The organism is Paenibacillus glycanilyticus, from assembly GCF_051200795.1.
Lineage (GTDB): Bacteria > Bacillota > Bacilli > Paenibacillales > Paenibacillaceae > Pristimantibacillus > Pristimantibacillus glycanilyticus.
Window position 1 is genome coordinate 3,223,114 of sequence record NZ_CP195155.1, and the last position, 12,762, is coordinate 3,235,875.

The 12,762-nt window shown below is 49.3% G+C and carries 8 protein-coding genes; 6 read left to right on the forward strand and 2 right to left on the reverse strand.

Annotated elements, in window-relative coordinates:
• Positions 1–6 precede the first annotated feature (6 nt).
• Positions 7–705 carry a YjjG family noncanonical pyrimidine nucleotidase gene (locus ACR9FF_RS14800; RefSeq protein ID WP_435171900.1) on the forward strand — a complete coding sequence of 233 codons (699 nt, stop codon included), beginning with the start codon at positions 7–9 and terminating at the stop codon, positions 703–705.
• A gap of 59 nt (positions 706–764) precedes the next feature.
• Here the strand turns inward: ACR9FF_RS14800 and ACR9FF_RS14805 are convergent, their stop codons facing one another.
• Positions 765–2,483, reverse strand: a complete 1,719-nt coding sequence (locus tag ACR9FF_RS14805; RefSeq protein WP_435171901.1) for a glycoside hydrolase family 2 TIM barrel-domain containing protein — start codon at positions 2,481–2,483, stop codon at positions 765–767.
• A 165-nt stretch (positions 2,484–2,648) separates the two neighbouring features.
• Here ACR9FF_RS14805 and ACR9FF_RS14810 point away from each other — a divergent pair, with 165 nt between their 5' ends.
• The 3 genes from ACR9FF_RS14810 (at position 2,649) to ACR9FF_RS14820 (ending at position 4,885) form a co-directional block, all read left to right on the forward strand.
• Entirely contained in the window at positions 2,649–3,512 is an 864-nt protein-coding gene (locus ACR9FF_RS14810) for a helix-turn-helix transcriptional regulator (protein ID WP_127492265.1), read from the forward strand.
• Between the two features lie 180 nt (positions 3,513–3,692).
• Positions 3,693–4,010 (forward strand): transposase, encoded by a 318-nt coding sequence (locus ACR9FF_RS14815; protein WP_201004885.1) that lies wholly within the window; start codon positions 3,693–3,695, stop codon positions 4,008–4,010.
• Positions 4,007–4,885, forward strand: a complete 879-nt coding sequence (locus ACR9FF_RS14820) for an IS3 family transposase (RefSeq protein ID WP_201005073.1) — start codon at positions 4,007–4,009, stop codon at positions 4,883–4,885. The genes ACR9FF_RS14815 and ACR9FF_RS14820 overlap by 4 nt, the downstream gene beginning before the upstream one ends.
• A 220-nt stretch (positions 4,886–5,105) precedes the next feature.
• Here ACR9FF_RS14820 and ACR9FF_RS14825 read toward each other — a convergent pair whose 3' ends face one another.
• A complete protein-coding gene (locus ACR9FF_RS14825) occupies positions 5,106–10,238 on the reverse strand; it encodes a DUF7507 domain-containing protein (protein WP_435171902.1) in 5,133 nt (1,710 codons plus the stop codon).
• A 261-nt stretch (positions 10,239–10,499) separates the two neighbouring features.
• On the opposite strand from ACR9FF_RS14825, the gene ACR9FF_RS14830 reads away from it, so the two are divergent.
• Positions 10,500–10,724, forward strand: coding sequence for a hypothetical protein (locus tag ACR9FF_RS14830; protein WP_435171903.1), 225 nt, complete (start codon positions 10,500–10,502; stop codon positions 10,722–10,724).
• A gap of 135 nt (positions 10,725–10,859) precedes the next feature.
• Positions 10,860–12,632 carry an ABC transporter substrate-binding protein gene (locus ACR9FF_RS14835; RefSeq protein ID WP_435171904.1) on the forward strand — a complete coding sequence of 591 codons (1,773 nt, stop codon included), beginning with the start codon at positions 10,860–10,862 and terminating at the stop codon, positions 12,630–12,632.
• Positions 12,633–12,762: the final 130 nt, after the last annotated feature.

Below are 12,762 nucleotides of genomic sequence, written 5' to 3' on the forward strand. Positions count from 1 at the left end.
CCCGTTATGTATAAAGCGATTATTTTCGATCTGGACAACACCTTGCTGGACTATACGTATAGCGAAGCGGAATGCATGAGACGAACGGTCCGCGAACATAACCTGAACCTGGATAATGAAGCGAGCTGGAATGCATTCTGGCCAGCGTACCTCGGACATAACTTCAAGCATTGGATGGATTTTGTTCATAAGCGCGGGTCTCATCAAACCATTGAGGATGTTCTTATTCATTCGTTCCGAGATACGATTAGTCTTCAAGATTCTGCCTATGAGAAGCTGTCTGCTACCTATTGGCATCATTTTTGCAATACTTGCTATTTTGAGCCTGGAGCCGAAGAACTGCTTCAACAGGTTCAGGCGACGCATAAGCTGGGCATTATCTCCAATGGATTAGGCCTGGCGCAACGCAAGAGACTTGCCGCCGGTCAAATCTACGAGAAATTTCATTCCATCATCGTATCGGATGAAGCGGGCGTACGGAAACCTGGAAAAGAAATCTTTGATCTGTCTCTTGAGGAGCTAAAGCTGTCAAACAGCGAGGTTCTCTTTGTGGGAGATTCGTTAAGCGATGATTATCACGGAGCCCAAAACGCTGGAATCGACTTCTGCTTCTACAATCGCAGGGCAGTATCCGTTTCGGACGAGATTAAACCCACCTATGCCATTGAGTCGCTTAAGGAGCTTATTTCGGTGATTCAAAGCTAAGAAGGAGTATGGCATAATAGACAGCAAAAGAGACAGCTCCGGCTGTCTCTTTTTGCTGTCTATTGATCCTGCTCACTCCAAGCCCGGTAGATGCGGCGCACTTCGCGGAAGGACTGCTTCGGCTTGCGGTATTCGTTAACCAGCCCTTTGTTATTGAAGCTGCGTGCCCGGTCGCGGAAATGTCTGCCGCTGCTCTTCAGATCACCGCGGATATCCGCAAACTGCCAGATATAAGTGCCTCCTATGCGAGGATCCTCTCTGAAAATGCCTAGCGCCTCGGTGACGATATGCGCCTGGTAATCCTCGCTGAACAGCCTTGGCTCCCAGCCGACATCACCAAATATCCCGGCTCCGCCGAATTCGGTCATCAGGATCGGCTTATCTCCCGCACCCAACTGTTCCGCCCGTTTATGGAATTGTTGAAGCATCTCCCTAAAGCCTTCAACTTGGCCTTCATACCAGCCGTAATATTTGTTGATGCCAATGACGTCAAACAGCGGAAGCAGGACATCCTCGAGCGGATGCATGGTGGCATAGGTCACAAGCCTGCTGGAATCCAGCTTCCTCACGAGCTCGACCATCCTCTTCGTCAACTCGTAAGCGTCTTGCGTTCTTGTATCAATCTCGTTATGAACGGACCAGAATACAACCGAAGGGTGATGGATATGCATATGGACCATCTCTTCCAACATCGACAACGCACGCTCCTGAAAGAGAGGTTCGCAGACGGTCTCATTGGGAAGAGCAGCTCCCCAGATCGGAATCTCGCTCCAGAAAACAATCCCGTTCTCGTCCAATAAGTCCAACCAATATGGGCTTTGAGGATAATGGGAGCCGCGTACCGTATTGCAGCCAAGCTCAATAATGATATCCAGATCCTTCTGCATGAGCTTGGGAGGGAAGGCGAAGCCCCATTCCGGATGCTCCTCATGCCGGTTAACGCCTCTAAGGTAGACGGGAGAGCCATTGATTAGTACGCGGTGATCCTTTGTTTCGATTTTGCGGAAGCCGATCCGTTCATATTTGTCGTCATGTTCAATGGCAGCCCGGAAAAGATAGAGCTCCGGCTGACCAGGGTTCCACAACCGGACGTCATTCCATCGGAATTCGAATTGAAGCTCTTTCGTTTGACCGGCTCCCACATGTACTTGTTCAGAACGGATGACTTGATCGTCTACGGATAGGGTGAAAAGTGCGGCTCCATCGGCTTGCGAGAGCGAATTAAAACGCACTTGAAACTTAACGTCTGCTGCAGCCCCATCCAGCTCATAGTTAATTGCGAATTTATCGATATAAATATCCGGTAAGGTCTGAAGCTCAACCGAGCGGATAATACCGCCGTAATGGAACCAGTCCACCACTTCGGTCGGAATAGTCAGGCGGTCGAGCGTGCTGTCTGCCCGGACAATCAGCTCATGCTCTCCGGCAGGAAGGGAAGGGAGGATAAATTCGAACGGCGTATACCCGCCATAATGGTAACCAAGATGTTGTCCATCGAGATAGACATCGGCATGGCCTAATACGGCATGGAAAATAAGCCGGACATGCCGGGTATCTTCGGTCCGCAGCTTTTTCCTGTACCAGGCGATGCCCTCGTAATCATACAAATGAAGTTCGTTATTCCAGCAGGAAGGCACATAGAGAGATTTCTCGGCATGTGGAAATCGCTCGAACCACTTCTCTTGCCGTCCCTTATTTTCAGGATCTCTTATAAAGTCCCAAGGCCCGTCTAACAGCTTGGTTTTACGAATATGATGCTCCGGAAAAGTACGAATCAATGCGGATCCTCCTTAAGCTTCAGCTATTCATAGCCGGCGTGGTAATCGTCTGATAATATGGTTAATATAGCATGACGGCCCGGGCAGCTGAATGGAAGAAACCGATATTCGCATGTCATTTTCGAGCCTGTTTATTTACTGAACGATTCCAGGAGGTAATGCAAGATGGCAGACCTTAGCCAAGCTACCAAACATCTTGTTGTCCATATTCATCTCATTCTCGATAAATCAACGTATCCCGGCTGGAAGGATATTCGCAACCTTGTGAATGTCCATAGCTTCTATTGGATTCATGAGGGGAGAGGGACCTTCCTGACGAACATCGAGCATCAGGTGGAGGCAGGCATGCTAGCGTACTTGAGACCGGGATTGGAAATGTCCATGCGTTCGGATCCGGAGGCGCCGCTTCGCATGACCATGGTGTTGTTCGATTGCGCGGAGCTAGTCTACGAGGCGGTATGGAAGAATGCGATGCCGGTTGGCAAACTGAGCCTCCCTTTTCTAAGTCGATACGGAGATCCGCAAGCCGAAGAGCTTGGCGCGTGTTTCCGTGAAATCAATCGGAGCTGGACTGCCCGAGTAACAGACGGCTCTAGCGTTCCTGAATCTCGGCTGCTTCTGTTACTGAACAAATTGCAGCACAGCAAGGCGCCGGATTGGAATATCGAAGAGTCGGGCGTATTTGCTTCGTATGAGAAGATAAAACAAACCTTGGAGAGCAGCTACAAAGAAAATTTGCGAATTGAACAATTGGCCCACACGCACAGCATTTCTCCTTCGTATCTTCGCAAGATGTTCCTGAAGCATACGGGTATGGGACCCAAACAATATTTGGATCATATACGCAACCGTCAGGCATGCGGCTATCTCGTCTTTACCGATTATCCCGTCAATCAAGTGGCAAAGCTGTGCGGGTATTACGAGGAATATCATTTCAGCAAAATGTTCAAACAGCATAATGGCATGTCGCCCAGCAAATATCGGATAACGAAGAGGGCGGAGACCGGTACGAACAATGAAGAAACGTAACCGGTAGTTTGTGTTTGGAAAGTCATCCAATTAGCGGCGTTATGATCTCTAACGAAACTGGATATCCTTATTTGCTCAAATGCGGCCGCCTCTGGAATCTAACGAAACGTCTGCAACTAGAATGGAAAGTGGACACCCGTTAAGAGAATTACCATAATGGTCTTAACAGGAGGTGTTCACATGGGTGAGCAACGGCAAAGGTACACAGAGGAGTTCAAGCGTGAGACCGTAAAGTTTGTCCAGGAACAGACGAAATCAATTGGGGATATTGCTCTAGATCTCAACATTCCATCGAGTACACTTCACCAGTGGATGGGAAAGTATCGTACTTTCGAGAACGAGCCAATTGGGAACATGGATAAGATACGGCAACTTGAACAGCAACTCCGTGAAAAGGAACGAGAGCTCGTGGAGAAAGATCGCCGCATTGCTGACGTTGAAGAGGAGTTAGCTATTGTAAAAAAGGCAGTGCACATCTTCAGCAAGCCAAAGAATTGAGATTCCAGTTCGTTGAAGACAATCGCTCGGAGTTTTCTGTGGAGAAGATGTGCAAAGTTATGGGTATTTCGACGAGCGGGTACTACAAATGGAGAACAGCAGAACCAAGTCCACAGCAGCTTGAAAAGGTAAAAATCCAAGAGCGTATCCTCTTTCACTTCCATGACAGCAATGAGCGCTATGGAAGTCCCAAAATCACTCATTTACTTCACCAAGAAAAGCTATTGCCAACAGAGCGTACAGTGAGCAAGTACATGGCTGAGCTGGGGCTTCGTTCTTGTGTCTCCAAAAAGTATAAGGTGCAAACGACAGACTCTAATCACGATTATGCCGTGGCACCAAATACGCTCAATCAACAGTTTGAGACGCCAAAGCCTAATCAGGTTTGGGTAGCAGACATTACGTATATCGCTTGCAGGGAAGGGCGTCTGTACTTGGCAAGTATCATGGATCTCTGTACGCGAGAAATTGTAGGATGGCGCCTAGGAAGCCGTATGCAAACGGAGTTGGTTTTAGGTGCCCTCGAAGATGCAGAACAAGCGAAGAAGCCGAAAAAAGACCTTATCCATCACTCTGATCGTGGCTCCCAATATGCTTCAAAAGAGTATCGTGACAAGCTAGTAGAGTACGGGATGCAAGCAAGTATGAGCCGGAGAGGTAACTGCTACGACAATGCCAGCATGGAGTCCTTTCACAGCATTCTGAAAAAGGAACTGATCTACTGCAATCCAACCTTTAGAACGAAACAACAAGCACACCAAGAAATTTACCGCTACATTGAGTTCTTCTACAATCGCAAACGAATTCACGGCTCGCTTGGTTACATGTCGCCAGTTCGTTTTGCAGCTCAATTCAAGCAAGCAGAGGCAGCATAATTACACTAACTCAGTGTCCACTTTCTTGACAGAGGTCCAGTCATATCGTTATTTGCCCTTTTTCAGGCATTATCATGCTGATAATCGGTAAATAGCGCTACCAGGTTTCGTTATAATTTCCACACCGCCTATTTCAAGTAAATAGCGATATGTAGTTTCGTTAGCCGTTGTTCAAAAAAAGAACGCCATCAGTATTATGACCTGACGGCGCCACAGACTCTTACTCTTCCTCTTGCTCCACGCGCAGAACAAGCAGATTGGAACGAATGGTAAGCCTCTTCAATAAATCATCGATTCTAAAGCTGACGGAGGCTTGGTTCTCGACCTGCTCATCCGGCGGCAGAAGGGACTGCTCGGCTATGAATCTGACGGTCAGCGACTGGCCGGGAGACAGATTGCCAAGCGGTATGCCTTGTGCCGGATCCGCTCCGCTTACGTTCCTGCCGTTAATATCCACGCTGCCCGGAACAAATAAGGTTCCCGCTTGCAGCACATCGTGAAGGACCGCATCATTAATCGGCAGATCGCTCACATTAGCCACAGTTATTGTAAATCTAACCTTATCGCCTACAAAAATCGTAGGAGAATCGGCGCTTTTCGTTACGACAAGCGGTGGTCCGATGACCCGAAGGACCGCGTCGGCGCGTACCAGGCCGATTTGGGACGATTCCGCCAGTATCGTATTCACAATCGGCGTGCCCGGCACCGCGTTGTCCGGAACGGTGAACGGGATAATAAGCGACAATGCTTCGCCAACGTCCTGCGAGACGACGGTAGCAAAGATGCCAAGCAACGGATCGGAAACACGGATGTTCGTTAGCGGAACGTTACCCGTGTTTTGACCGCGCATTCGGAAGAAGACGGTTTCTCCAGGCAACGCGATTGGTGGAAATACGGTCTTCGTGACCTCCAGTCTTGGATCCGCCGGGATGGTCACATTGGCGGATGCGTTAACGGGAGGTGTCTCATTCGAACTTAGAACGGCCGTGTTGGCTAGAACGGTTCCGCCGCGAGTACCTGCAGGAATGGTAAATGTCCGGGATAGCTGAATAGTGAATCCGGGCGGAATTGTATCCGCAGTCTCGTCAATTCCCAGTAATTCATCCATGAACCGCAAATTAGTAAGCGAAGTGTTTGAATTGTTTTGGATAAGGAAGGTGAAGGTTACCGTATCTCCGGCTAAAGCGACAGAGGGCTCGACGTTTTTGGTCAGGTTAAGAACAAATTCAGGCTGCACGGTAAGTGTTGCGGTCGACGAAGTCTCTCCCGTCTCTGTTGACGTCGCGGTTGCCGTATTGGTAAGAATGGTTCCCGCCTGGACGATAGGCACGATAAACGGAAGCGGAATGGTATAGACCGAGCCAACGGGCAAAGCTGGAATAACCGAATTTAGTCCAAGAGCAGCATCCGTCACGATGACGTTGGTTAATTCCACATTTCCCGTATTCTGAACGCGAATGATGGCTGTTACTGTCTGACCCGGGGGTGCCTCGGCCGGCTCAAAAACTTTGCTGATTTGAAGCAATGCGGTTGGATCTACAGTTACCGTAGAAGTGCCTTCTTCAGGATTGGACTGATCGGAGGTGGCAACGGCGGTATTCACAATAACTGTACCCGGCAGGATGCTTGACGGCACAACGTAAAGGAACACAAGCGTCCGGCTCTCGCCGGGGTTAAGCGTACCGATATCGCTGGCCACGCCAATGGTATCATCCCTGAGTTCAACACCCGTCAATACAACCGTCCCCGCATTAGCAACCGTAATCGTATAGGTAACGGTGCCGCCGGGAGCAACAATTTCCCTGTCCGGTGTTTTGGTAACGGTCATAACCGGAGGCAACGGGTCTACAAGCACATTTGCTGTGGTATCTATCGTATCGGTCTGATCGGAAGCGGCTGTGCTTCGATTTTGAATAACCGTTCCTATTGGCGTGCCAACCGGAATGACGAAGGATGGCGTAAACGATTGAGAGGCTCCTATTCCGAGAGTTGGAATAACCGAACTTAAGCCCAGCAAAGCATCCTGAACAATAACGTTGGTGAGCGGAACATTGCCGGTATTCGTAACCGTAATGGTGTAGGTGACAGTAGCACCTGGCAGCGCGTTTTCCACGCTTGGCGTCTTCGTAATCGAGAGCTCGGGAACTCCCACTACCGTTACGATGACCGATTCTTCCTGAGGAGGGGTTTCCGTTGAAGTAACAATAACCGTGTTATTAATGATTGTTCCGGCTGCGGCAGTAGGAGGTATCGTGAACGGGACATTCTCGATGACGGATACGCCAGGCTCAAGTGCGGCAATCGTATTGATGTAGCCAAGAAGAGGATCGTTAATAACGACATTGGTCAGCGCTGTATTTCCGGTATTGGTCACGGTGAACGTAAAAAAGACCGTACTGCCAGCAATTGCTTGGGTCTGGTCAACTGATTTATTAATTGCGATAGAAGGCTCAGGAATTAATATATCCAAAGAAGCTTCATCGATGTCCGTTACCGTTAATGTCTCAAATGTACCCGATACGGCAGCTGTATTTACGATTGGATTTACGGACAAATCCGGGACGATAAACGGGAAGCTGACCGTTCTTTGCTCTCCAATCGCCAAAGTGCCGATCACTTCGTCTAGTCCAATCAAAGGATCTGTTAACCGAACATCGGAAAGAACCGTATTTCCATTATTTGCAATGACCAAAGTGTACGTAACTTGATCCCCTCGCGCAGCCTGCGGAGGTGAAACCGATTTGGTGAGAGAGATAGCGGGCTGTCCCAGCACTTTTACAACGGCATCCGACTGGGCGGGTCCAATCTGGTCCGTCGTAACGGATGCGACATTCACTATGGTCTCGCCCTGCAGGGCATTAGCCGGAATGACAAAAGGAACAGTAACGATGATCGAGTCTCCGGGATCTATCGCCTCGTAGATCTGGTCAACATTCAGTACGGGATCGGTGATGCGGATATTCGTGAGTCTATCATTCCCCGCATTCGTTACGTTTATCGTATAGAGTACGGTTTCTCCCGGAGCCGCAACCTGAGGATTAACCGATTTGACCAGATAAATTTCCAGAATCGGAGGAACGACGATCGTTGCGGTATCGGATACAGGTGGCGCTTCATTGGAAGTAGCAACCGTCAGGTTGTTGAAGACGGTGCCTGCTAAAGTGCCGGCAGGAACAAGGAACGGTACATTATAGGAGCGGGATTCCCCGGCAGCAAGCGATGGGATTACATCCGTAAAGCCAACAAGATCATCCTTAACGATAACATTGGTTACGGGAGCATTGGATAAGTTGGCGACGGTAATCCGATAGGTAACCGTGTCGCCGGGAGGAACGGTAAGACGGTCAGGCGATTTAGTAATAGATAACTGGTAATCAGGCAGCACGATCACTTCGGCTTGATCCTGAACCGGGAGGGTTTGATCCGATATCGCAAATACCGTGTTCACGATAACGGAGCCCGCTGGCGTTCCGGGCGGAACAACGTATGTGGCATGCAGCTCCACGGTCGATTCGGGAGGAAGGAAAGAGATGATATCGACCAGGCCAAGAAGCGAGTCTTCAATACGAACGTTTGTTAGCGGAAACGGCGCCGGATTTTTGATCGAGAAGGTATAGGTGATGACCTGCCCCGGTAATGCTTCCGTAGGCTCAGCGGTTTTGTTAATAAAGATTTCAATAGCTTTCTGGACAAAAACAATATAGTCCTCTACTTCCCCGTCGGTTGCCGGCCCTAAGCTTCTGGTGTCCGCAAGCTGTCCCGGCGGATTCGCATTCACCAGCGTATCGGTTGTTAAACGCAGTCTAACAAAAGTATGGTCCAGGAAGGGCGTCACGCCAAAGGCAGGAAAGAAATGAAGCTCATAGGTTTGAGTGCCGGGAATCGAAGGAATCGTCAATACGGGAGAAGCCTCATCTACTTGGAAAATGCCATCGCCGTTAAAATCTACCCACGCATACAGATTTGCCGATGTACCTGTCGTATTCGTCACGGTCACCGGAAAGGAATAAAATCCTATATTTACAATCAATGGCGGCAGGGGAATGGCGAGACCATCGTCTTGGATGCCTTGCGTCAAGTCATCCCCGGTTGCGTCAAAATTCTGATGAGCATCGGTCTCCGCCGTAACTCTCGTGCCAAGAAACAGATTATTAACGAGACCGTGGCGGGGGCCATCGGAGGAAAGCAGCGTAGAATAATTGTCCGGCCCATTGCCCGAAGCAACATCCGGCGCATCGCCAAAGTCCAGATTAATAGTTGCTAGAGCGCACATCGTGGCATCGTTTAAGGAGGAAGAGACCGTTGAAGAAAAGCGGCTTGCGGCAGCTGTATTCCCCGATATGGTGTAACGGTATATAGTGCCGTCGTTATTCGAAATGGCATAAATTGTGCCTGTTGCATCTAGAGCAACCGCACCAAAAGGTCCCGTATTTAAAGGAGTAGTTGTAATATTCGTGATTGTGCCCGTATTGGGAACAATCCGCTGCATGAGCCCGGTTGGCGTAATAGCGTACAGGTTACCGTCCTGCTGCCGATATACCCAGTCGCTGGAGTTGAGCGCACGGCTTAAGGCAACTCCAAAGTTGCTGGTCTGCTCCAAAAAGCCGTTAGCCGGATTGACCAGCTTCATGAACGTCGAGGAATTCGGGCGAAGATCAATGACATAAAATCTCGTTTCATTATTAACAAACAAATAAAGGAATCCATTCAGGTCAAATGTTCCGACATTGTAAGTGTCTGCCGGTAGGCCAGGCGGAAGGGGAGACAGGGTGATGACATTTCCGTTGTTGTCTACGCGGAGGATACGGTTATTTAATTGATCATAGCCATAGATGTAATTATCAATCGTATTATAGCCAATGCCGTTAATATCGACAGGCGGACTGACGGTTCCTTGGACGACGGCTGTGCCCGTAACGATATTAATGTTGTACCAGACAGAAGGACGGCCGGAGAATTGAATCATGCTTGTGGTGCAACCCAGCGGGTTATTAATCGTGTCATGACTGAAATTGTTGCCGCTAAGTACGGCGTTTCCCGTAACCTGTGCCGCCGTAACGGTTAACGTTATTTTGCGTGGTCCATTGGACATGGTAAAACCTGCAGGCTGGGAAAAAGCAACCGGGGGACAGGTGGCCCCGGGATTGCCGACGGTCTCATACACCGTATACGTACCCGCTGCCAAGATCGAAAAGCTGTAGTTCCCGGCCGCATCGGTTTGAACGGAAGTGCAAGTGCTGCCGGTACTGCTGAACAGCACGACAAATGCACCCGGTATTCCGGGCTCTCCAGCAGTAAATACTCCGTCATGGTTCACATCGTTAAAAACGATTCCCGTAATTGTAGCTGGCATTGCGAGTGTGGATACCTCCTTTTTTGGGGGATGGCAAGTTATCTTTCAAGCAGCATTGTATATAAATATTCTTTAAGCCTGACCGATAGAAGAATTTCCGACAGGGATCTTGCTTGTCCGATTGCAGTCGACTTTCGAGGATCATAATGTGGAAATTAAAGGAAGTTGATTGCCGATTGCCGAATATAGTGTGAAGAGAGTAAGCCGGAGGGCAGGCGTTTATAGAGGTGCTGCATTTACCAATGAAGGGGATGATCAAAGATGAAGGAGAAGGAAGAAAGGGAGAAAGAGGAATCATCTGCTTCTTCCACCGTAGTAAATTTTAATGAAGCTACGGATCATTATCAGAAGATTATGGGGGTTCCGAGCCAACGGGCGGACTTAAAAAGCATGCCAAAGGCATTGCGGTGGTTCTCTTATTTTTTCTACACGGTTATTGTTCTTGGCGCCATACTTTTTCTAGTATCCTGGTTCATTCATAGGTAATTATTTTAAGCGGAGCTGCGAGGCTCCTCTTTTTTATGTAAGAGGTGTAAATTTTCATGCTACCCAAACGCATGGAAGAAGTGTATACTTGCCCCAACTTCTTATCCTGGATAAAAGCTAGGGAGGACTGCAGACATGTTGCTGGATGAGAGATATCTTACGTTATATGAACGCTTTGGAGGCGGGGCGGGGCCTATCGAGGTTACTCTTGAGGAATTATCCGAATTGTTATACTGCACGCCGCGCAATGCCAAGCTTATTCTGAAAAAGCTGCAAAGCGAACAGCTGATTGAGTGGCTTCCGGGAGTCGGCAGAGGCCACCGGTCCAGAATCGCATTTCATGCCGCCAAAGAACCTTATTTATTGGAGTTTGCCGCCCATACAGCGGAACAAGGAGATTACAAGCGGGCTTTCGATCTAATTACACAATACGGCAACGGTACGAATGCCCGAAACAAGTTTTTGGAATGGTTAGACAATCAGTTCGGCTACAAAAAAGAAGAGACCGGTGAAGGGGAGCAATGTCGGGATTCACTAATCTTCCCCGTTTTAAAAGCACCCGTGACGCTTGATCCGGCCGATCTGCTTTATTCCTTTGATTCCCACCTGACTCGCCAGATTTTTGACCGGCTGTTAAGGTTTGACGAGCAATTGGAGAAGATTGTGCCGATGCTTGCCCATTCGTGGAGTTCAAATCCGGATGCCACGGAGTGGACGTTTTATCTCCGTAAAGGCGTTCGCTTCCATAACGGCCAGGAGCTTACCTCCAGGGACGTACAGTTTACTATGCAGCGACTTCAGGGGGAAACGGCGAACAGCTGGTTGTTGCGCGAGGTTAAAAGCATAGAGGCAATTGGTTCTCGCGTGCTGCGGATTAAGCTGAACCGGGTGAACCGGATCTTCGACCGATTTATGTGTTCGGCAGCCGCAGGTATTCTTCCGTTCGAATTTGCGGGCATGGATGAGGAGAAGTTTTGGGATCAACCGGTTGGGACGGGGCCTTTCCAGCTTGCGAAGTGGATGAACGGTCGAATTAGGCTGAATGCCTATGATGCTTACTTTCAAGGCAGACCTTATCTGGATGAAGTGGAAGTCGTTATCATGCCGGAGGACTGCAGTCAAGAGCTTGATAAGCTTGCGAAGGTGCATCATAGTCTGGATACGATGAGGATGGACCGGGAAAGCACGCAGGAAGAGTGGCAGGAGCTCGAGAAGATCTGCCAGGGCTGCGTTCTTCTGAATTGGAACGTTGCTGCCCAAGGGCCGCAGCAGTCCGAGTCCTTCCGCCAGGCCGTACGCCGGATGTTGCACCCGCAGGAGATGATCGATGAGCTCGGCGGCGAAAGGGCGTTCCCCGCGTTTGGCTTTAGGCCGCAGCAGAATGATTCGCTGGAGCTTGAGCCAATCCAGCCTGAGCGGATTCGCACTCTTTTGCGTGAATCGGGTTACGGCGGAGACATGTTACGCTTTGCTTTTCATCCGAAGTACGAGGAGGACGGCGCTTGGGTCATGAACCGTTTGGCCGATTGGGGAATTCAGACGGAGAAGCTGCCTTACGATTGTTTAATGCAAGCCGACTTCTGTATTACCGGGCTCGTATTTCCGGAGGATGAAGTTTGCGAAATCGAGGCTTACGAGCATCGAGATTGTGTGATGAAGAACTTTTTTGACTCGGAGAGGACAGAGTGGATAATCGGCCGGATCGATCTGGCTGTAGCAGTCGATTCCTTGAATGAACGACGCCGTGTGCTCAAAGAAATAGAAGAGCGACTCCGTGAGGAAGCGGTGGTATCCTTCCTGCACCACAGACGATTAAGCACGTATTTGCATCCTTCCGTACGAGGTGTGAACCTGAACCCATTGGGCTGGATTGACTTCAAAGATGTTTGGCTGGAGGAGCATGACTAATAGATTTTGGATAACGGCAGCCGGCAAGCTGCCGTTTCGCGTTATTCCAGCATTCACAACTGCTGATTCCGGCAGGGATATAATGTTAAACATTCCATCATCCGATACTAATTAGAGTGTTTGATTAAAT

Coding starts and splice junctions, on each gene's coding strand:
- ACR9FF_RS14800 (WP_435171900.1), top strand. CDS start 7: ATGTATAAAGCGATTATTTTCGATCTGGACAACACCTTGCTGGACTAT.
- ACR9FF_RS14815 (WP_201004885.1), top strand. CDS start 3,693: ATGGGTGAGCAACGGCAAAGGTACACAGAGGAGTTCAAGCGTGAGACC.
- ACR9FF_RS14825 (WP_435171902.1), bottom strand. CDS start 10,238: ATGCCAGCTACAATTACGGGAATCGTTTTTAACGATGTGAACCATGAC.
- ACR9FF_RS14830 (WP_435171903.1), top strand. CDS start 10,500: ATGAAGGAGAAGGAAGAAAGGGAGAAAGAGGAATCATCTGCTTCTTCC.
- ACR9FF_RS14835 (WP_435171904.1), top strand. CDS start 10,860: ATGTTGCTGGATGAGAGATATCTTACGTTATATGAACGCTTTGGAGGC.
- ACR9FF_RS14810 (WP_127492265.1), top strand. CDS start 2,649: ATGGCAGACCTTAGCCAAGCTACCAAACATCTTGTTGTCCATATTCAT.